Raw genomic sequence first — 21358 nt, 5'->3', positions numbered from 1 at the left:
AGAGCAACCCGCCGCGAACGGCATCAGGAGAGGACGTCCCCACATGGCATTGCCGCCCGGATCGACCGCGCCGAGCGCGCACAGCAATGCTGGAGCTCCGCCCCGGTACCTCGCCGCGCTGATACTGCTCGCGTCGCTGTTCCTAATGTGGGGGTTCATCACCGGGATCAACAACACGCTGCTACCGCATCTGCGCAGCGTGTTCGATCTCAACTATACCCAGACCACGCTGATCGAGAGCGTGTGGTTCATCGCCTATTTCGTTGCCTCGATCCCCTCGGCCAAGCTGATCCAGCGGGTCGGCTATCAGCGCTCGCTGGTGATCGGCCTGCTGGTGATGGGGGCTGGATCGCTGGGCATGATGCTGGCGGCCAGCATCCCCTCCTATGGCGTCACGCTGGCGATGCTGTTCTTGATCGCCAGTGGGATCACCCTGCTCCAGGTCGCGGCCAACCCCTATGTGGCGATCGTCGGCAAGCCCGAGACGGCGTCCTCGCGGCTCAACCTGGTCCAGGCGATGAATTCGCTCGGCACGACGCTGGCCCCGCCATTTGGCGCCTATCTGATCCTTGGCCGAACCAAGGGTGGCACGGTCGATTCGACGACGGTGCTGACCCCGGCCGAACGACTGGCCGATGCTCATTCGGTGATCCTGCCCTATGGCTTGGTCGCGGTCGTGCTGATCCTTCTGGCCTTGGTAATCGCGCGCTTCCCGTTGCCGGCGATGGGCAATTCGGTGTCGCGTGTCTCGCGTGAGGAGCGCCGCAGTCATTCGCTGTGGAAGCATCGCAACCTGGTGTTCGGCGTGCCCGCGATCTTCATCTATCTGATCGCCGAGATCGGCGTCGCCAATCTGTTCGTCAATTTCGTCAGCCAGCCGGACATCGCCAACCTGACCGCGCAGCAGGCGGGTAACTATCTGACCTTCCTATGGGGCGGGATGATGGTCGGCCGCTTCTTGGGTTCGTTCATCATGCAGCGCATCCGGGCGGAGACGGTGCTGGCCGCCTTCTCGGTCGGGGCGTTCGTCGTCATGCTCATCACCGTGTTCGCCCATGGCCCGGCGGCGATGTGGTCGCTGATCCTGGTCGGCTTCTTCCACTCGATCATGTTCCCGACGATCTTCACCCTGGGCATTCGTGGGCTGGGGCCGCTGACCGAGGAAGGATCGGGGCTGCTGATCATGGCGATCGCCGGCGGCGCGCTGGTGTTCGTCCAGGGGATGCTGGCCGACGAATATGGCCTGCAATGGTCGTTCCTGCTGACCGCGGCCTGCGAACTCTACATCCTGTTCTATGCGCTGTGGGGCGCGAAGCCGACCGGGGCCGTGCTCGCCGAGGAGGCGGCGGAACCCTTCAAGTGAGCATCGACCGACGACGGTTGCTGAAGGGGTCGGCGGGCGCGGCCGCCGGCCTGGCCCTGCCTGCGGCGGCGTCGGTCGCGCAGGAGCGTCCGGCGGGCGAGCACCGGCTCTGGTATCGCCAGCCGGCGCGCGAATGGGTCGAGGCGCTGCCGGTCGGCAATGGGCGGATCGGCGCGATGGTCTTCGGCGGCGTGTCGCAGGAGCGGCTGCAGCTGAACGAGGACAGCCTGTGGGCGGGCGGGCCCTATGATCCGGTCAATCCCGAGGCGCGGCTGGCGTTGGCCGAGGTCCGGTCGCTGATCTTCGCGGACAAGTACAAGGAAGCCGAGGCGCTCGCCAATGCGAAGCTGATGGCACGGCCGCTGCAGCAGATGCCGTACCAGACGCTGGGCGATCTGTGGATCATCATGCCCGATGCCGCGGACGGCGATGTGGTCGAGTATGAGCGCGCGCTCAGCCTCGACGCCGCGCTGGCGACGACGCGGTTTACGCTCAGCGGCACCCGGTTTCGCCGCGAGGTAATTGCCTGTCCGGTGCATCAGGTTATCGCGGTTCGGTTGACCGCCGATCGCCGCGGCGCGATCGACTGCGACCTCGCCCTGACTTCGCCCCATAAGAGTGCCGCCACGGAGGTTGAAGCGGGCGAGTTGATCCTGACCGGTCGTAATGGCGATGCGAACGGCGTTGCCGGCGCTTTGAGATTCGAGGCGCGAATGCGGGCCGTCGCACGGGGCGGCACGGTGACCCCGTCGGGCGACGGGCTCGCCATTCGCGGCGCGGACGAGGTGACCTTGCTCCTCGCCATGGCGACCAGCTTTCGCCGGTTCGACGATGTCGGCGGCGATCCCGCCGCCGCGAACCGTGAGCGCCTGACCGCGGCATCGCGTCTCGGCTTCGCGCGGATCGCACAGAATGCCGGGGCCGAGCATCGCCGCCTGTATCGCGGAGTCGACCTCGACCTTGGCACGACCGCCGCCGCGGCGCTGCCCACCGACGAGCGGGTCCGCCGCGGCGAGCAGCAGGACGATCCCGGGCTGGCGACGCTCTATTTCAACTATGGCCGCTACCTGCTGATCGCCTCGTCGCGCCTGGGCAGCCAGCCCGCCAATCTCCAGGGGATCTGGAACGACAGCCTCAATCCGCCCTGGGGATCGAAATATACCGTCAACATCAATACCGAGATGAACTATTGGCCCGCCGAGATCACCGGGCTGGCCGAATGCACCGCGCCGCTGATCGCGATGATCCGCGAGCTGGCGGAAAGCGGCGCGCGGACCGCGAAGGCGATGTACGGTGCGCGCGGCTGGGTGGTGCATCACAACAGCGATTTGTGGCGCGCCACCGCGCCGATCGACGGCGCGCAATGGGGCCTGTGGCCGATGGGCGGCGCCTGGCTGTGCACCCATTTATGGGCGCGCTACGACTATGGCCGCGACGCCAAATGGCTGGCGACCGTCTATCCGCTGATGCGCGGCGCGGCACTGTTCTTCCTCGACACGCTCCAGCGCGATCCGCGAACCGACCAGTTGGTGACCAATCCGTCGCTGTCGCCCGAGAACCGGCATCCGTTCGGCGCGTCGATCTGTGCCGGTCCGGCGATGGACATGCAGATATTGCGCGACCTGTGCGGGCAGACTGCCGCGGCGGCGGACATTCTGGGGATCGACCAGGATCTGGCCGGGGAATTGCGCGCCATGCGCGCGGCACTTCCGCCCGACAGGATCGGCCGCCAGGGACAGTTGCAGGAATGGCAGGAGGATTGGGACGCGGCGGCGCCCGAGCGCGACCATCGCCATGTCTCGCACCTTTATGCGCTGTATCCCGGCCATCAGATCGATCCCGACCGCACCCCCGAACTGGCGGCGGCGGCGCGGCGCTCGCTGGAGCTGCGCGGGGACGAGTCTACCGGCTGGGCGACGGCGTGGCGGATCAACCTGTGGGCGCGGCTGCGCGACGGCGAGCATGCGCATCGCATCCTGCGCTTCCTGCTGGGGCCGGGGCGTACCTATCCCAATCTGTTCGACGCACACCCGCCGTTCCAGATCGATGGCAATTTCGGCGGCGCGGCGGCGATCGCCGAGATGCTGATGCAGAGCCGCGAGGCCGAGATCCTGCTGCTGCCGGCGCTGCCGCGCGCCTGGCCGACGGGATCGGTCCGCGGGCTGCGCGCGCGCGGGGCGTGCACCGTCGATCTTGCCTGGCGCGACGGCGCGCTGGAGGCCGTAACCCTGGTCAGCCCGATCGGCGGCGAGCGGACCGTGCGCTATGGTAGCCGGTCGCGCGCGGTGACGCTTCGGCGCGGGGAGCCGCTGCGCCTGACCGGTGCCGATCTATCGCGGTAGCGGCGCGCTGCCCGGCGTGGCGAAATTGGCGCTTTGTCCCGGCACGTCGACGTCGAGCTGACCCGATCCGACCGTGACGCGGTAGGTTCCGGCGAGCACCCGGCGCACCCCGTCGGTCGTCACCGCGCTGAGGTCGCGCGGCGACAGGTCGAAGCGGAGCGCCTTCGCCTCTCCCGGTTCCAGGGTCACGCGCTGGAACCCACGCAGCGCGATGCGCGGTGCGCCGGGATCGGCGGGAAAGCTGAGATAGAGCTGCGCGACCTCGTCGCCCGCGCGCTGGCCGGTGTTGCGGACGGTGGTGGTGACGCGGATGCCGCGGGCGGGATTGCCGCCGACCGGCGCAACGGTGAGCGGTTCATAGGCGAAGCGGGTATAGCTGAGCCCGAAGCCGAACGGATAGACCGGCTTGCCGTCGAAATAGCGATAGGTGCGGCCCGCCATCGAATAGTCGCCGAACGGCGGCAGATCCTCGACGCTGCGATAGAAGGTCAGCGGCAGGCGGCCAGAGGGATTGGTCCTGCCCGACAGGATGTTGGCGACCGCCAGCCCGCCCGACTGGCCGGGATACCAGGCCTCGAGAATCGCGGCGGCATTGTCCTTCGCCCAGGCGAGGTTGATCGGGCTGCCGTTCATCGCGACCAGGACGATCGGCTTGCCGGTCGCCTTTGCCTGTTCCAGCAGCCTGAGCTGGTCGGGGGGCAGGTCCAGCGTGGTCTTGTCGCCGCCCTTGAACCCCGGAATCTGGACGGGCGATTCTTCCGCCTCCAGGTCCGAGGTCAGGCCGACCACGGCGACCAGCACGTCGGCCGACGCGGCCGCGGCCTTCAGGTCGCGTTCGGGGGTGGCGGAGACGCGCTTCCACACCAGCCCGACGCCGGTCGTCCCGGTATGGGCGTCGCCGGTGATCTCGACCGGATAGCGTTTGCCCTTTTCGAGGCGCACGGTCTTCATCGTCGGCAGGCTGCCCCAGGGGGCGTCCTTCAGGTCGACGAACGGCTTGCCGTCGACCTTCAGCGTGCCGCTCATGAATCCCGACAGGCCGAGGCGGTAGCTGCCGCTGTGCGGCGGGACGATGAAGCCGGTCCAGACGACACGGTGATGGTCGGAGACCTGCGCCAGATCGAGGCTGCGACCGTTGACGCCGTCCTCGACCCGGGTGGCGACGGGCGTGTCGGCGAAGCGGACGGTCCGCAGATAGTCGGCGAGCGTACCCGGCGCGAACTGCTTCGGCGGGGTGCCGAGCGCGTTGTAATAGCGCGCGAGCAGGCCGGGCCTGCCATCGGGTGCGCGCAGTGCGCTGGTCGGGATCGGGTCGCCGTCGGTGAAGGTCTCGGCGAAGGGGACATAGTCGATCCGCGCGCCGGGCATCGCCTGGCGCAGGCCGTCGACCACCGAGATCGGCGGCGCCGACATCGGCGAGGAATAATTGCCGCGCAGCACGCGGGTGGCATCGCCCAGCGGGCCGATGACCGCGATTCGGGTGCCGGCGCGCAGCGGCAGGACGCCGTCATTCTTCAGCAGCACCAGACTCTTTTCGGCCGAGGCGAGGGCCAGCGCGCCATGCGCGGGCGCGCCAACCGCGCGCGGATCGCGCTCCGCCCGGCGCAGGCCCGGCAGGTCGCCATTGCGGTAGCGCGCGGCGAACAGCCGGACGAGCGCGCGGTCGATATCGGTTTCGGTGATCAGTCCGCGCGTCAGCGCCTCGCGGTAGCGGTCGCCCAGCCCGGCTGTGTCCGACAGGGTAGCGGTATGGCATTCATTGTCGACGCCCGCGCGCAGTGCCGCCGCGACTGCCGCGGCCGGGTCCGGCGCGTAATGATGGTTGTCGGCGATGTCCTTCACCGCGTCGCAATCGGACACGACATAGCCGCGAAAGCCCCACGCCTCGCGCAGATGGGTGACGAGCAGGTCGTCGCTGGCGCAGGCGGGCTGGCCGTCGATCCGGTTATAGGCGCACATCACCGAGCCCGCCCCGCCGTCGACGATGGCGGCGCGGAAGGCGGGGAGATAGGTGTCCTCGAGGTCGTGGCGCGACACGAAGACATTGGCGCTGTGGCGGGTCGATTCGGGGCCGCTATGCACCGCGAAATGCTTGGGCGTGGCGATGACCAGCGGACGGTCCGGGTCGGGACCCTGGATACCGCGGACGAAGGCGACGCCCATCGCGGCCGCCAGATGCGGATCCTCGCCATAGGTTTCCTGGCCGCGGCCCCAGCGCGGATCGCGGAAGATGTTGATGTTGGGCGACCAGGTGTTGAGGCCGGTACCGATCCGCCCCATCCGGCCGGTCTGGCGGGCCAGCGCGTGCAGGCCCGCAACCTCGCTGCCGATCGATCCGGCGACCTGCTGGACCAGCGGCGCGTCGAAGGTCGCGGCCAGGCCGATCGGTTCGGGAAAGTTGGTGGTCGGCAGCGACCCGAGCGCGCCGTGGAGCGATTCGGTCCACCAGTTATAGGCGGGGACGTCGAGCCGCGGGATCGCCGGGGCGGTATTGAGCAGCTGATCGATCTTCTCGTCCAGCGTCATCCGCCCGACCAGAGCGCTCGCCAGTGCGTCCGCCTTTTTTTCAGTGGCAGAGGGTGCGTCGCGCTGGGCATGGGCGGGAGGTGCCGTGATCGCGGTGCCGGCAAGCAGCAGGGCGCCCCAGGACGCGGCAAGTCTCGGCATCTCATGTCCTCCCCTGATCGCCCACGTCTTTCCGGAGACGCGGCGACCGATAATTAGTCGGGCTATTTATGCCGAATATCCCGGCTCCGCCAAGCCCATAGATCGCGCCGGTCTGGAGTGAACTCCATGGCCGTGCCTCGGATCGCTGCGGTTGACGCCTATTATTTAGACTGACAAATTCGCGCGAAAGCGGGAGAGGTGGAATGAAGCGCAGGCTGAGCGGTCGATCGATGCTGTCCGTGGTCGCGATGGCGGGCGCGCTGCTTGCGGCAAGCCCGCTCGCCGCCCAGTCGGACCGGCTGGCGGCGCAGGGTCGGTGGAGCGCCTATAGCCGCGGCGCGGCCAAGCTGCCGCCGATGGGGTGGAACAGCTGGAATGCCTTCGCGCTCGATATCAGCGAGGAGAAGCTGATCGGGTCGGCCCAGGCGATCGTCCGCTCGGGGCTGGCGGCGCGCGGCTATCGCTATATCGACATCGACGAGGGCTGGTGGGCGCGGCGCGGCGCCGACGGGCGGATGGTGATCCGCGCCGACAAATTTCCCTCGGCGCGGATGGCGGACGGGCGGACCAGCTTCCGACCGTTGACCGACCGGCTTCATGCCATGGGGCTGAAGGCGGGAATCTATTCCGATATCGGCCGCAACAGCTGCGGCCAGATCCACAGCGACGATGTGGCCAACAAGCCCAGCGGCACGGTCGCCGAGCGCGAGGTCGGGCTGTACGGCCATGTCGACCGCGACATCGCGCTGTATTTCGGCGAATGGGGGTTCGACCTGATCAAGGTCGATGCCTGCGGGATCCGCGGACTGGCCGAGGATGCGCCCAAGGTGCTGAGCGGCGAGTTTCGCGCGCTGACGCCGCTGGTCGACAGCGGATCGCTGGGCCGCACCGATATCGCCGCGACCAGGCTGCTCTACACCCAGGTCCGCCAGGCGCTGGAGCGGGTCAATCCGGACGACGATTTCGTCTTCTCGCTGTGCCTGTGGGGCGCGGCCGATGTCCGGTCCTGGGGGCGCGAGATGGCGAACCTGTCGCGCACCAGCGAGGATATCTTCCCGGTCTGGGGCCGGATGCTGCACAATATGGACAGCGTCATCCGCCGCCCGCTCTATGCGCATCCCGGATCGTGGAACGACCCCGACATGCTCTATATCGGCACCGGCGATTTCGACGCGACCCACCTGACCGAAGCGCGGTCGCATTTCAGCCTGTGGGCGATGCTCAACGCGCCGCTGATGATCGGATACGACCTGCGCGGTGCCGCGCCCGAACTGATGGCGATCCTGGGCAAGGCGAAGGTCATCGCGCTGAACCAGGATCCGGCCGGCAACCAGGCGGTGCTCGCCTATGATTCGGACGATGTCAGCATCCTGGTGAAGACGCTGGCGGATGGCGACAAGGCGGTGGCGATCCTCAACCGCGGCGACGCGCCGGTCTCGGCCAGCCTGATGGCGGCGCATCTGAAGTTCGCGGGCGATGCCGATGTCGCGCTGACCAATTTGTGGGACGGCATCGCCGCGCGCTTCCGCGACCGGTACGACCTGAAGCTCGCCCCGCGCGAGACGCGGCTGTTCCGGGCGAAGGGCAAAAGGGTGCTGGCGGACGGCCTGTACCTGTCCGAGATGCCGGGCAGCGTGAACCCGGCCGCCGATGGCGTGATCGCGCCGCAGGCCGATCCGATGATCCACCGTGCGATCCTGCCCTGGGCGGGCACCCGCGGCTCGCGCGAAGGGCCGCGCTATGGCGGCTGGGGCGGGGCGCAGGCCGACAGCACGCCCTATTCCGAACAGCTCGCCATCGCCGGCACGCGGTTCGACACGGGCATCGGCATCCTCGCCAATTCGCGGATCGAGGTGCGCAATTCGGGCTATCGCCGCTTCGCCGCGCGGGTCGGCGTCGACGACAGCGCGCGCGACCGCGGCCAGGCGGTGACGTTCGAAGTCTATGGCGACGGCCGTCTGCTCGCCCGGTCCAAAGCAATGCGCTTCGGCGAGGCGGCGGTTCCGATCGCGGCGGATGTGCGCGGGGTGAAGCTCGTCGAACTCGTGGCACGCACGCCGGGGTCGCCGCGCTTCGCCGATCCGGTCACCTGGGCGGAGGCTGCGCTGCTGCGCTAGCCCGTCACATCGACGAGCGCGTGTCCTCCAGCGCGAGCTCGACCAGCACGCGCATCGCATCGCTGGCGGCATCACCGTCGCCGGCCGCGATCGCGTCATACACCCGGACATGGTCGGGCAGCGGGTCGCGCGGCAGGGCGCGGGCGCGCTGCTTGAACTGCGTCGTCCAGTTGACCGCCGCACCGATGCTCGCGCTCAGCGCGACCAGCGCGCTGTTGTGCGTCGCCTGGAGCAGCGCGTCGTGAAAATCGCGGTCGGCGGCGCGCCCGGCCTCGGTCGCCAGGGTGAAGCGCCGCATCTGCGCCAGCGCTTCCTTCATCGCCTTCAAATCGGCCTTGTCGCGGCGGGCCGCGGCCAGGCGCGCGGCATTGGGCTCGACCACCACGCGCAGCTCGAACAGGTCGCGCACGAAATCCAGATCGGGCTCGCCCGAAAAGGCCCAGGCAAGCACCGCGGGGTCGAGCATGTTCCAGCGGCTGCGCGGCAGCACCCGCGTCCCCGCCTTGGGGCGGCTCTCGACCAGCCCCTTGGCGGTCAGGACCTGCACCGCCTCGCGATAGGCGCTGCGTGACACGTCGAGCGCTTCCGAATTGGCTACCTCGCCGGTCAGCCGTTCGCCCGGCGCGATCCGGCCCGAGACGATCGCGGTTCCCAGATAATGCGCAACCGCGCCGCGCAACCTGCGGCCGGTGCCCTTCGAGGAAGAGGTCAGCCGTTCCGCCGCGCCTGCCGCGGTCAGGGGTGCCGCCTTCTCCTGCGATGCCATCCGGCTCAAGCTCCTCTCGTTGATCGGGTCTTATCAGCCCGGGATGCAGGGCTTGCAAGTTGCCTTTGACCGCGGCTCCCAATATGTCGGACTAAATAGCGCCGCGCTGCGGCAGTTTCGGGAGAGTGATCGGTGACATTGCGGCTGGCTCAGTATCGCGGCGCGGATGGCGAACGGCGGGTGATCGCGGCTACGGCGGATGGTGCGGGTTTCGTCACCGGAGTGTCCGATATGCGCACGCTCGCGCTGCATGCGATCGAGCAGGGGCAGACTCTGGCACAGGCGGTCGCGGCGCTGGGCACGGCGGGTCAGGTCGATCTGCGCGCCGCACTGGATGCGGGCCGGCTGATCGCGCCGATCGACCATCCCGACCCCGCGCACCTGATCCTGTCGGGTACCGGCCTCACCCATCTCGGTTCGGCCGAGGGGCGCGACAAGATGCACCGCGACGCGGCGCAGGCGACGCACCAGACCGACAGCATGCGCATGTTCCTGGAGGGCGTCGAGGGCGGCAAGCCCGCGGACGGCGCGGTCGGCCAGCAGCCCGAATGGTTCTACAAGGGCAACGGCACCCATCTGGTCGGGCCGGACGCACCGCTCGAAATGCCCGGCTTCGCCCAGGATGGCGGCGAGGAGCCCGAACTGGCCGGCATCTACCTGATCGGCCCGGACGGCGCGCCGTGGCGGCTCGGCCTGTGCCTGGCCAACGAGTTCAGCGACCATGTGACCGAGCGGCACAATTATCTGTGGCTGGCCCATTCCAAGCTTCGCCAGGCGGCACTGGGCCCCGAATTGCTGACCGGACCCGCGCCGGACGACGTACGCGGCGCCAGCCGGATCGTGCGCGACGGCACGGTGCTGTGGGAAAAGCCGTTCCTGTCGGGTGAGGCGAACATGTCGCACGCGCTCGCCAATCTCGAGCATCACCATTTCAAATATCCGCTGTTCCGCGCGCCCGGCGACGTCCATGTCCACTTCTTCGGCACCGCGACCCTGTCGTTCAGCGACGGTGTCCGCACCGCGCCGGGCGACCGGTTCGAGATCGAGGCGGCGCCCTTCACCCTGCCGCTGCGCAACCCGCTGTCGCGCGGGGGGCAGGCGGCGATCACCCGCGTTCGCAGTCTCTGACCATGGCGATCCGCATCGCCCTGGTGGGCATGGGCAAGATCGCGCGCGACCAGCATCTGCCCGCCATCGCCGCCGACCCGGATTTCGAGCTGGTCGCGACGGTCAGCCCGCATCACGCCGGGGTCGACGGCATCCCCCATCTGCCGGACCTGGAGACGCTGCTGACCGAGGGGCCGGCGCTGGATGCGGTGGCCCTGTGCACCCCGCCCCAGGTCCGCCACGCGCTGGCGATGACCGCGATCGGCCACGGGGTGCACCTGTTCCTCGAAAAGCCGCCCGGCGCGACGCTGGGCGAGGTGGTGGCGCTGGAGACGGCGGCCGATGCCGCCGGCGTCACGCTGTTCGCCAGCTGGCATTCGCGCTTTGCCGCCGGCGTGGCGCCGGCCCGCGACTGGCTGGCGCGCCGCGAGATCCGCTCGGTGCGCATTACCTGGCGCGAGGATGTCCGCGTCTGGCATCCCGGCCAGGCCTGGATCTGGGAAGCCGGCGGCTTCGGCGTGTTCGATCCCGGCATCAACGCGCTGTCGATCGCCACCGCGATCCTGCCCCGGCGGCTTTTGCTCACCGAGGCGCTGCTGGAATTTCCCGCCAATCGCGAGGCGCCGATCGCGGCGATCCTGGGCCTGCGCGACACCGCGGGAACGCCGGTGGCGATGGACCTCGACTGGCGCCAGACCGGGCCGCAGAGCTGGGATATCGAGGTCGATACCGATGCCGGCAGGCTGACGCTGAGCGAGGGCGGGGCGGTGCTCGCACTGCCCGACGGCAGCACGCGTCAGCCCGACGGCGAATATCCCGCCATGTACGCGCATTTCGCATCGCTGGTCCGCGACAGGGCCAGCGATGTCGATGTCGATCCGCTGCGGCTGGTCGCCGACGCCTTCCTGCGCGGCCGTCGCAAGATCGTCGAGGCGTTCGACGCGTGAGGGCACGGGGATGGCGGCGCGGTGCCGCCATCCCCGTCCGGCTCAGGACTCGATCTGGACGACCGCCACCGACTTGCTCGGCAGCTCCAGCGTCACCCCGTCACGCTCGGCCTTGCCCGCAAAGGGCTTGGGAACCACCACTTCCGGCGCGTCGAAGCTGTTCACCGAATTCACCCGCGGCGCGGTCAGCACCTCGCCGCGCGCCGCCCTGACCGTCATGCCGGGAAAGCGGCCGCTGATCCGGACCGGCCTTGCAGGATCGAGGTTGGTGACCGCCAGCCACAGCTTGCCGGCGGTGTCGCGCACCGCGACCGCATCGACGCGCGGCAGTTCGATGTCACCCTGCTTGAAGGTGCCCGCGTTGAACCGGACCGGCACGAAGGTCGCATCCTGGAACGGCAGGTACATCCTGAAGATGTGATAGGTCGGGGTGAGGACCATCTTGTCCGTGTCGGTCAGGATCATCGCCTGGAGGACGTTCACCATCTGGGCGATGTTGGTCATGCGCACGCGGTCGGCATGGCGCGCGAAGATGTTGAGGTTCAGCGACGCGGCGATCGCATCGCGCATCGAATTCTGCTGCTGCAGGAAGCCGGGGTTGGTCCCCGGCGTCGGCGCCAGCCACAGCCCCCATTCGTCGATGACCAGCGGAACCTTCTTCTCGGGATCGTAGCGATCCATGATCGCGCCGTGCTTGGCGATGAGGTCGTCCATCGCCAGCGTTTCCTTGACGAGCCGCGCATAGGCGCCCTCGTCGAAATTCACGCTGGGATAGGAGGGCGGCCAGCCCCCGGTGGTATAGTGATGGAGCGACAGGCCCTCGATGTTCCAGGCCCAGTCATGGCCCTTCCACGCCTTCATCACGCCCTCGGTATAGCCGGTGTCGGCGTCGTTCGGGCCCACTGCGATGCGCTGCATCGCCTGGTCGCCTGTCTGGGCGGGGTTATAGTTGCGCACGAAGCGGGCGAACGGCTTCATCAGGTCGACATAATAGTCGGGGGTCATCGACCCGCCGCAGCCCCAGCTTTCATTGCCGAGGCCGAGATACTTGATCTTGTACGGTGCCTTGCGCCCGTTGGCCGCGCGTTCCTTGCCCGCGGTCGTGGCGGGATCGGCGGTCATATACTCGACCCATTCGGCAGCCTCCGCCACCGTGCCCGATCCGACATTGACCGAGATATAGGCCTCGCTGCCGATCTGGTCGACAAAGTCCATGAACTCGTGGGTGCCGAACGTGTTCGGCTCGGTCGATCCGCCCCAGTTGGAGTTGATCGTCACGCGGCGGTCCTTGGCCGGGCCGATGCCGTGGCGCCAGTGATATTCGTCGGCGAAGCAGCCCCCGGGCCAGCGGACATTGGGCACGCGGATCGCGCGCAGTGCCGCGACCACATCCTTGCGGATGCCGCGGACATTGGGGATCGTCGAGTCCTTGCCGACCCAAACGCCGCCATAGATTCCGGTGCCGAGATGTTCGGCGAACTGGCCGAAGATGTTGCGGTCGATCTTGCTGCCGGGCTTTGCGGTATCCACCACGACTTCGACCGGGCCGGACGCGCGGTCCTGGGCGATTGCCGGAACTGCCGACGCCAGCATCAGCGCGGCGGCAAGCGGACGGACGAGATCGAGCATCATTCCTCCCTGTCAAACTGTTCTGGGCGTGGAGGAAATGCGATGCATGCCCCTTCGCGCACTCAGCGGTATAGTCTGACAAAAGGGAGCGTCAAGGAAGTCGTCGTCGAGGGGGACGCGCCACGACAACGCGGCGCGCGGATCCGTTCGGACCCGCGCGCGGCGATGTGATGACGAGAATAGTAGGACAAGGCGCAGGTCGCCGATGCCGTTTTCCGGTCTCGTGCCAGCCACCGGCAAGGCGGCGGCTGGCGACGAAACGGTCAGCGGTTCAGCGAACGCTGCCGCGACGAACGAGGTTGACGATCGCCAGCAGGATGACCGCACCCAGCAGCGAGACGAGGAACGACTGGATCGTCAGCGGGGCGCTGTTGATCGAACCGCCGTTGATGATAATCCCGCCGATGAAGGCGCCGATGATGCCCACGACGATGTTAAGAAAAATGCCCTGCTGGCCATCGGTGCGCATGATGATGCTGGCAAGCCAGCCAATGACGCCGCCGATGATAAGCCACACGATAAAGCCGATCATGATCTGTCTCCTCCTGAACGGCTTGAGACGCGTCGCGCGACAATAAGTTCCACCGGTGTAACAACTTGGGACGGCAGCCGCCTCATCTGTAGCCGGTCGGATCCCGCCGCCGGCGCGATCTTCGCGGCGCCCGTCAGGCGCGCTCGAGCAGATGCACGATCCCGTCGTCCAGCATCACGGCCGCACGGAACCCCTGGCCCGCCGCGTCGAGGTCGCTGCGGCCGGGCTCGGCCAGTTCGATGCGCAGGCGCCCGTGCAACCGCGTGACGCTGCGGAGGTTCCCGCTGCCGCCCAGCGCCTCGATCACCCGAGGTTCCAGCTCGACCGACTGCGAGGCCGGTGGAGACGGCGGTGCGGCTACCGAAGCACCGCCACCCGCCGCGGCGCGGATCTCCATCGCCACCGCATCGGCCACCGGGCCAAGCACGACCTGAACCGCCTTGGCCGAGGGCCTGATCACGCCGCGCGCGCCCAATGCCGTCAGCGCCGGTTCGTCGATCGCCGACTGGTCCGCGACGATCAGCCGCAGCCGGGTGGTGCAGGCGTCGACGCTGACCAGATTGGCGGCGCCGCCCAGCGCCGCAACGAACGCCTCGCCGCGGGGGAGGGCAACGCCGGAATCCGTGGTGGCGGGTGCGGCGGCCACATCCTCGCGACCGGGCGTCTTCAGGTTGAGCCGGCGGATGACGATGCGGAACAGCGCATAATAGACCAGCGCATAGGCCGCGCCGACGGGCAGCAGCAGCAGCGGGTTGGTCGCCTTGCCGAAGTTCAGCAGATAGTCGAACAGCCCGGCGGAAAAGCCGAAGCCGAGATGGATGTTCAGCGCGCTCATCAGCGCCATCGAGATGCCGGTCAGCACCGCGTGGATGGCGTAGAGCACCGGCGCCAGGAACATGAAGCTGAACTCGATCGGCTCGGTCACGCCGGTCAGGAAGCTGGTCAGCGCCAGGCTGAACAACATGCCCCCGACCGCCTTTTTCCGGTCGCTGCGCGCCTCGTGATACATCGCCAGGCAGGCGGCGGGCAGGCCGAACATCATCACCGGGAAGAAGCCCGACATGAACGCCCCTGCACCCGGATCGCCCGCGAAGAACCGGCGCAGGTCGCCGGTCGTGCCCTGGAAATCGCCCACCACGAACCAGGCGATGTTGTTGATGATGTGGTGCAGCCCGGTCACCAGCAGCAGGCGGTTGAGCACGCCGAACGCGAACAGCCCGACGCCCCCCGCATCGACGATGCCGCGGCTCGCGCCGGTCATGCCGGCATTGATATGGTCGTAGCTGACGCCCAGGATCGCGGCGATCGCCAGCCCGGTGACGCCCGCGGCGATCGGCACGAAGCGCCGGCCGCCGAAGAAGGCAAGATATTCGGGGAAGGCGATCGTTGAGAAGCGGTTGTAGAAATGGCCGCCGATCAGCCCGGACAGGATGCCGATCGGGACCTCCAGCTTGGCGACCGCGGCTTCGCGGAATGCATTCGATGCCATCGCCACGGCGTCGCCGGTGACGTCCTTCAGCGCCTCGGGCGGCACGTCGATGAACAGGCGCAACGCCTGTCCCACGACCAGGAAGCAGACCACGCCGGCCAGCGCCGCGGCACCGTTGCCGTCGCGGGCGAAGCCGGTCGCGACCCCCACGGCGAACAACAATCCCAGATGGTCGAAGATCGCCGAACCGGCAGCGCTGATGAAGGCGATGTCTAGCAGGTCGGGCTGACCCAGCCGAAGCAGCAGCGCCGCCACCGGCAGCACCGCGATCGGCAGCATGAGCGCACGGCCCAGCGGCTGAAGGGCTTCGATCGCGTTGCGCATCAGGCAAGCTCCTGGGTGAAGGCGCGGACGCGCGCGCGGATTTCGGTTGCCGATCCCAGTTCGAGCACGATCCGGGCAAGGTCGCGGCAGCGGTCGAGGTCGAGCCGGCGAACCAGCGCCTTGGCCTCGGGCACGAAGCCGGGGGTGGTCGACAATTCGGTGACGCCCAGGCCCAGCAGGACCGGTATGCCCAGCGGGTCGGACGCCAGCCCGCCGCAGACGCCGACGACGCGGCCGTGGCGCGCGCCGCCGCTGCAGGTCCGGGCGATCAGCCGCAGCACCGCCGGGTGCATCGCATCGACGCTTGCCGCCACCGCGGCATTCTCCCGGTCCATCGCCAGCGTGTACTGGGTCAGGTCGTTGGTGCCGATCGACAGGAAATCGGCCTCCGCCGCGATCAGGTCGGCGGTAACGGCTGCGGCGGGCGTCTCGATCATCACGCCCAGCTGGACCTGCGCGCCGCTTGTCCCGACGATGCGGTCCATGGTGGCGCGGACCGCACGCAACTCGCTCAGGCTGGCGATCATCGGCACCATGATCCGGCACTGGCCGGCGGGCCGTACGCCCAGGATCGCGCGCAACTGCGTCTCGAGCAGCTCGGGATGCGCCAGCGTCGCGCGGATGCCGCGCTGGCCCAGCATCGGGTTCTGCTCCTGCGCCAGCGGCAGATAGGGCGCGGGCTTGTCGCCGCCGATGTCGAGCAGGCGGATGATGATCGGGCGGCCGGGGAGCGCGTCGGCGATCGCCTGATAGCTTGCACGCTGCTCGGCCTCGTCGGGCGCGGTCGCGCGGTCCATGAACAGGAATTCGGTGCGCACCAGCCCCGATCCCTCGGCACCGCGCGCAGCGGCCGTTACCGCATCGTCGGGCGATCCGAGATTGGCGAACAGCTCGATCCGCGTCCCGTCGGCCGAACGGCATTCGTCCTGCGCGGCGGCCAGCGCCGCTGCCCTGCGCGCCTGCAGCTCGTCGCTGCGCCGGCGATGGCCGGCCAGGGTGTCGTCGGCGGGGTCGACATGGATCAGCCCCGCATCGGCATCGAGAACCAGCCGGCTCCCCTCGGCAATCTGCGACAGCGATGCGCCGACGGCGACCAGCATCGGCAGGCCGAGAGAGGCGGCAATGATCGCGACGTGCGAGGTCGCCCCGCCCCGCGCCAATGCCACGCCGGCGACGCTGCCGGGCTCCAGCCCGATCAGCTGCGAGGGCAACAGCTCGTCCGCAAGCAGGATCGCGCCCGGTGCGATGCTGCGCGGCGCGGGATCCCGTCCGGCCAGCGCCAGCAGCACCTGCCGCGCGAGATCGTCGAGATCGTCGGCGCGCTCGGCGAAACGCGAATCGCCCGACCCGCGCAGCGACGCGGTCTGCGTCGCGATGGCATCGCGCCATGCGAAGCCGGCGCTTCGACCCGCGGCGACATGCTGTCGCGCCGCGCGGACAAGCGTGGGATCGTCGAGAAAGGCGAGATGCGCGGCCAGGATCTGGCGCTGCGCGGTGCTGCCTCGCGTCGCGGAGGCGGTCAGATGCTCGCGCACCCGGGCCAGCGCCGCGTCCAGTGCGGCGCTCTCGGCCGAAGCGTCTGCGGCATCGCGCACGATCTCGGGCAGGTCGGTGCGCAGCCACGCTGCGGTTCCGATCGCAATGCCCGGTGCGGCGCACAGGCCGGCCAGCGCGCCCTCGGGCGCAGGCCCGGCGTCGGGTGGCGCAGCGGCGGGTGCCGGAGTCGCGGCCTGCACCGCGCTCTCGCCCATGCCGCTCGCGATCAGAGCGGCCACGGCCTCAGCCGCGTCCCGGGCGTCGTGCCCGCGCGCCTCGATGGTGATCGCGTCGCCCTGCGACAGGCCAAGCCCCATCAGCGCCACGGCGCTGCGGACATCGGCACGGCGGTCGCCGGCGACGATCTCGACCTCGGCCTGATAGGCGCGTGCGCACGCGCCGATCCGCGCGGCCGGGCGGGCATGGATACCGTGGACCAGCGGCACGACCAGCGTGCGGCGATGCGTCTCGCCGCCGTCCTGGGCCCAGTTTCGCGCCTGTGCCTCGATCGGCACCAGCGTCATCAGCGCTTCGCCGATCCCGACCATCTGGCCGGTCGTGCGCCGCTCGATCCGGAAAGTGTCGCTGTTGGTGACGATCACCGGGGTGACCAGGCTGGTCGCCGCGCGGCCGACCGCGTCGAGATCGAACCGGATCAGCGGATCGCCGCGCGACACGACGGCACCGGCCGCGACCAGCGGCTCGAACCCCTTGCCGCCCAGCGCAACCGTATCCAGCCCGGTATGGACCAGGATCTCGGCCCCCGCCGCGTTGCGGATCGTGACGGCATGTCCCGCCGCGTGGATCGACACGATGGTCCCGTCGCACGGTGCGTGGATCGTCGATCCGGTCGGGTGGATCGCCACCCCGTCTCCCATCATCCGCCCCGCAAAGACGGGGTCGGGTACTTCCTCCAGCGGCGCCGCCCAGCCTTTGACCGGTGCGGTGATGATCAGATCGGCCAAGCCGCACTCCCCCTTGGTTCGCGCCTAATCGCGCCTCGAATTTCCGACGGCGCCTTCCGCGATCTGCCGACCGCCGATCCAGGTGCCTCTGGCGCGCAGTTCCCGGTCCAGCACGACCCAGTCCGCGCGGCGTCCGGGCGCGAGCGTGCCATGGGTGGCGGACAGGCCGAGGAACGCCGCCGGCGCTTCGCTCGACATGCGCACCACTTCGGCCGGCGCCAGCCCGGTGATCTGGACGGTGTTGCGAAAGGCGGTGGCCATGTCGAGGTCGGATCCGGCGAGCGTCCCGTCCTCATAGGTGCAGACGCCGTGATGCACCTCGATCCGCTTGCCCTGGAGCATAAAGCTCGTCGCATCGGTTCCGACGCTGGGCATCGCGTCGGTGACCAGCATGATCCGGTCCGGCCCCTTGGCGCGGATCGCGATGCGGACGGTCGCGGGATGGAGATGGGCGTTGTCGACGATCAGCCCGCACCAGCAGCCCGGCGCGTCCAGCGCGGCCCCCGCCGCACCCGGCGCACGGTGGGTAAGCGGCGACATCGCGTTGAACAAATGGGTGAACCCGCTCAACCCCGCCCCGACCGCTGACTGCACTTCGTCATAGGTCGCATTGGTATGGCCGGCACAGACGATCACGCCGTGCGAGACCAGGGTCTGGACATGCGCCAGGCTGGCCCGTTCGGGCGCGATGGTCAGGACGACGCGCCCGGCGCGCGGGCGGCTGAGCAGTTCCACCATTGCCGGGTCCAGCTGGCGGATGCGGTCGGCCTCATGGATGCCGCGCTTGGCCGGGTTGATGAACGGGCCCTCGATATGGACCCCGACCACGCCGGGCACGCCGGCGGCGATCGCCGCGTCGGCGGCATCCAGAGCGGCCGCGACATGTTCTGGAGTGTCGCTGATCAGCGTCGGCAGGAATGCGGTGGTGCCGAACCGGGCATGGGCGGCCCCGATCGCGGCGATCCCGTCGACGCTGATATCGTCGTTGAACAGCACGCCGCCGCCGCCATTCACCTGGGTGTCGACGAATCCGGGTACCAGCCAGCCGCCGTCCAGGTCGATATCGGGCGATCCCGAGATGGCGGGATCGAGTCCGGCGATCCGCCCGTCGACGACCTCGATCGTCGCCGCGGCAAACACCGCGCGACCGACGACGATCCCGCCATTGGCGATGCGCAGTTTCATACCGTCCGGGTCACCTTGTTCAGATAGGGCGGAGAATCGGGATCATGGCCCCGCGCCACCGCCAGCCTGGCCGCCAGCGCATAGAAGCTCTCGACCATCAGGATCGGCTCGATCATCGGATGGTCGGCCAGCGCGGGCAGGGTGCCGGCGCCGCCGCGTGTGTCCGCAAGACAGACCCGGGCGCCGCGTGCCTCGAACAGCGCTGCGGTCTCGCGGACATCGTCGCCGGCGGCGTCGCTTCCCGCCAGCGCCAGGATCGGAAAGCCCCTGCCGACGAGTGCCATCGGCCCGTGCTTCACCTCGGCTGCGCTGAAGCATTCGGCATGGAGGCCGGAGGTTTCCTTCAGCTTCAACGCGACCTCCAGTGCCGCGCCATAGCCATAGCCGCGGCCGATGACGAACAGGCTGGTCGCATCGGTCAGCGTCGGCAGCGCCGCGTGCCAGTCGAGCGCAAAGGCGCGGGGCAGCAGCGCCGGCAGGCGATCGATCGCCTCGCCAAGCGGGGCGTCCTGCGTCCAGGCGGCGACGATCGCCGCCAGCCCGACCAGCGACACGAGATAGGATTTGGTCGCGGCGACCGACACTTCCGGGCCCGCGTTCAGCGCGAGCACCTCGTCGGCGATTCCCGCCAGCGGCGAGTCGGCGACATTGACCAGGGCGACGACATAGGCGCCCTCGGCACGCTGCGCCTCGACCGCGGCGATCAGGTCGGGGCTGCGTCCGGATTGCGAGATGGCGATGCACAGCCGGTTGCCCCGCGCCGCGGCGGGTGCGGTGCGCGCCGGATAGATCGAGGCGATCGACAGGGCGGCCGGGGCGGTGACGACCCCGGTCATCGTCTCGATCGCGAACTTGCCATAGGCGGCGGCATGCGCCGACGATCCCCGGGCGCAGGTCACCACGACCGCCGGGGGCGCCGCGCGCAGCCGGGCACCGATCCGATCGATCGCGTCTCGATTGGCATCCAGGAAGCGGGCGACGGCGGCACCGGCCTCCGCCGCCTCGCGATACATCAGCGTCGCGGCCGGATCGATCGCCGCATTTTCGCGCCGGAGTGCAGTCTCTGCCATCATGCCTCGATCATAGGAAACGCCACCCGATTCCACAATAGGTATCTTAAAGGTATTATTGGTCTTATCGTGTGGCTTCTCGTCGTATGCGTCAGATCTTGAAGATCCAGCGCCTGCGGCGGAGATAATCGACGCACAGCCAGATGAAGCCGATATAGAGCAGCACCGGGACGAACGAAGCCGCCGCGTCGCCGATCGACCCGCGCAGCGCCTCGAACGGGACCAGCATCAGCTTCCAGGTCGGCATCGGCGCGGTCAGCTGGTGGGTGACATAGGCGGCGATGGCGTTGATCCCGAACGCCGCGCCGAACAGGGTGAAGGCGCGGGTCGCCGGCCCGGGCTCGCCTGCCCGGTCGAGCCAGGCGTGCAGCCCCGCCAGCGTCAGCGTGGTGATGCCGCAGGTGACCAGCACGAAGCTGCTCGACCAGATGTCCTTGATCACCGGGAACACGAAGCCCCAGACGATGCCGACGATCAGCATCGCCGCGCCGGCGAGCGCGAGGGTGCGCGCCGAATGGGGCGGGCGCTTCAGCAGATATTCGCCGATCGCGACCCCGATCAGCCCGTGGGCGATCGCCGGCAGCGTGCCGAGCAGTCCTTCGGGGTCGTAGCCCTCCGGCCCGGTCACGTAATTGTGATTCCCCGCGCCCAGCAGGACGCGATCGACCGAGGCGACGAAGTTATGTCCGCGTTGCCAGATGTCGGTGGGCAGGCCGTCGAGCGCCGGCAGCAGGCTCAGCGGCCAATAGAGGACCAGGATGGCGGCGATGATGCCAAGCCGGATCCGCGGCCCGCAGGCGAGGAACAGCAGCGCGCAGGCGCCATAGGCGAGGCCGATCCGTTGCAGGACCCCGAACAGCCGCCAGGCGCCGTCGAATGTCGCGAACCAGTGCAGGTTCGACAGGATGAAGCCGAGGATGAACAGGCGCGCGGTCCGTCCCAGGATCGGCCGGGTCTGGCTGCCCTGCGTCACCTTGGCAAAGGCGAGCGGGATGGCCACGCCGACCATCATCAGGAAGCCCGGAAAGACCAGGTCCGCCAGCATCAGCCCGTCCCAATGGGCATGAAGCAGCGGCGGCCAGACCATGGCCTGCGCACCATATTTCATCCCGGCCATCGAGTTGACCAGGATCATCCCGACCACGGTCAGGCCGCGCAGCACGTCCAGCGATACCAGCCTCTGTCTCTCGGTGTCTGACATGTCATGCCCTCCCATTGCCTGTCAGTGCGCTTCTCTAGCGCATTTCATATGGACTCTGTAATTAATTTGTAGTCTATTGGTAAGGTGCCAACGCAAGAATTGGTATTATCGGCGTAGT

At 68.8% G+C, this 21358-nt stretch carries 14 protein-coding genes; 5 read left to right on the top strand and 9 right to left on the bottom strand.

Translation table 11 applies throughout. The features are described 5' to 3' along the window. Positions 1–43 precede the first annotated feature (43 nt). Together TPR58_RS02325 and TPR58_RS02320 are read left to right on the top strand one after the other, a co-directional pair. Positions 44–1363: a sugar MFS transporter gene (locus TPR58_RS02325; protein ID WP_346244984.1), complete on the top strand. Its 1320-nt coding sequence runs from the start codon at positions 44–46 to the stop codon at positions 1361–1363. After that, positions 1360–3705: a glycoside hydrolase family 95 protein gene (locus TPR58_RS02320; RefSeq protein ID WP_346244983.1), complete on the top strand. Its 2346-nt coding sequence runs from the start codon at positions 1360–1362 to the stop codon at positions 3703–3705. The genes TPR58_RS02325 and TPR58_RS02320 overlap by 4 nt, the downstream gene beginning before the upstream one ends. Here TPR58_RS02320 and TPR58_RS02315 read toward each other — a convergent pair. Beyond that, entirely contained in the window at positions 3694–6372 is a 2679-nt protein-coding gene (locus TPR58_RS02315) for a glycoside hydrolase family 3 C-terminal domain-containing protein (protein WP_346244982.1), read from the bottom strand. The genes TPR58_RS02320 and TPR58_RS02315 overlap by 12 nt on opposite strands. A 203-nt stretch (positions 6373–6575) precedes the next feature. Here TPR58_RS02315 and TPR58_RS02310 point away from each other — a divergent pair, with 203 nt between their 5' ends. After that, positions 6576–8489, top strand: coding sequence for an NPCBM/NEW2 domain-containing protein (locus tag TPR58_RS02310; RefSeq protein WP_346244981.1), 1914 nt, complete (start codon positions 6576–6578; stop codon positions 8487–8489). A gap of 4 nt (positions 8490–8493) precedes the next feature. Here the strand turns inward: TPR58_RS02310 and TPR58_RS02305 are convergent, their stop codons facing one another. Then, a complete protein-coding gene (locus TPR58_RS02305; RefSeq protein ID WP_346244980.1) occupies positions 8494–9255 on the bottom strand; it encodes a FadR/GntR family transcriptional regulator in 762 nt (253 codons plus the stop codon). 132 nt (positions 9256–9387) lie between these two features. Between TPR58_RS02305 and araD1 the strand changes: the two genes are divergently transcribed. After that, on the top strand, positions 9388–10383 hold the full coding sequence (gene araD1 / locus TPR58_RS02300; RefSeq protein WP_346244979.1) for an AraD1 family protein: 996 nt from the start codon (positions 9388–9390) through the stop codon (positions 10381–10383). A gap of 2 nt (positions 10384–10385) precedes the next feature. Beyond that, a complete protein-coding gene (locus tag TPR58_RS02295; RefSeq protein ID WP_346244978.1) occupies positions 10386–11309 on the top strand; it encodes a Gfo/Idh/MocA family protein in 924 nt (307 codons plus the stop codon). Positions 11310–11351: 42 nt separating this feature from the next. Here the strand turns inward: TPR58_RS02295 and TPR58_RS02290 are convergent, their stop codons facing one another. From TPR58_RS02290 to TPR58_RS02260, 7 genes are all read right to left on the bottom strand, one after another. Next, the gene (locus TPR58_RS02290) at positions 11352–12941 is read right to left on the bottom strand and encodes an alpha-N-arabinofuranosidase (RefSeq protein WP_346244977.1); all 1590 of its coding nucleotides are present in this window, start codon (positions 12939–12941) and stop codon (positions 11352–11354) included. 268 nt (positions 12942–13209) lie between these two features. Further along, positions 13210–13467 (bottom strand): GlsB/YeaQ/YmgE family stress response membrane protein, encoded by a 258-nt coding sequence (locus tag TPR58_RS02285; protein ID WP_346245123.1) that lies wholly within the window; start codon positions 13465–13467, stop codon positions 13210–13212. Between the two features lie 136 nt (positions 13468–13603). Continuing rightward, positions 13604–15283, bottom strand: a complete 1680-nt coding sequence (gene nagE, locus TPR58_RS02280) for an N-acetylglucosamine-specific PTS transporter subunit IIBC (RefSeq protein ID WP_346244976.1) — start codon at positions 15281–15283, stop codon at positions 13604–13606. Next, entirely contained in the window at positions 15283–17784 is a 2502-nt protein-coding gene (gene ptsP, locus TPR58_RS02275) for a phosphoenolpyruvate--protein phosphotransferase (RefSeq protein ID WP_346244975.1), read from the bottom strand. Before ptsP ends, nagE begins: the two co-directional genes overlap by 1 nt. A gap of 24 nt (positions 17785–17808) precedes the next feature. Further along, positions 17809–18969, bottom strand: a complete 1161-nt coding sequence (nagA, locus tag TPR58_RS02270) for an N-acetylglucosamine-6-phosphate deacetylase (protein WP_346244974.1) — start codon at positions 18967–18969, stop codon at positions 17809–17811. Then, positions 18966–20042, bottom strand: coding sequence for an SIS domain-containing protein (locus tag TPR58_RS02265; protein ID WP_428835683.1), 1077 nt, complete (start codon positions 20040–20042; stop codon positions 18966–18968). The genes nagA and TPR58_RS02265 overlap by 4 nt, the downstream gene beginning before the upstream one ends. Positions 20043–20130: 88 nt before the next feature. Then, entirely contained in the window at positions 20131–21240 is a 1110-nt protein-coding gene (locus TPR58_RS02260) for an acyltransferase family protein (RefSeq protein WP_346244972.1), read from the bottom strand. Positions 21241–21358: the final 118 nt, after the last annotated feature.

It is taken from the genome of Sphingomonas rustica (assembly GCF_039652585.1).
Lineage (GTDB): Bacteria > Pseudomonadota > Alphaproteobacteria > Sphingomonadales > Sphingomonadaceae > Sphingomonas > Sphingomonas rustica.
The sequence above is the reverse complement of the archived record's forward strand: the minus strand, read 5'-3'. Positions and strand labels throughout refer to the sequence as shown.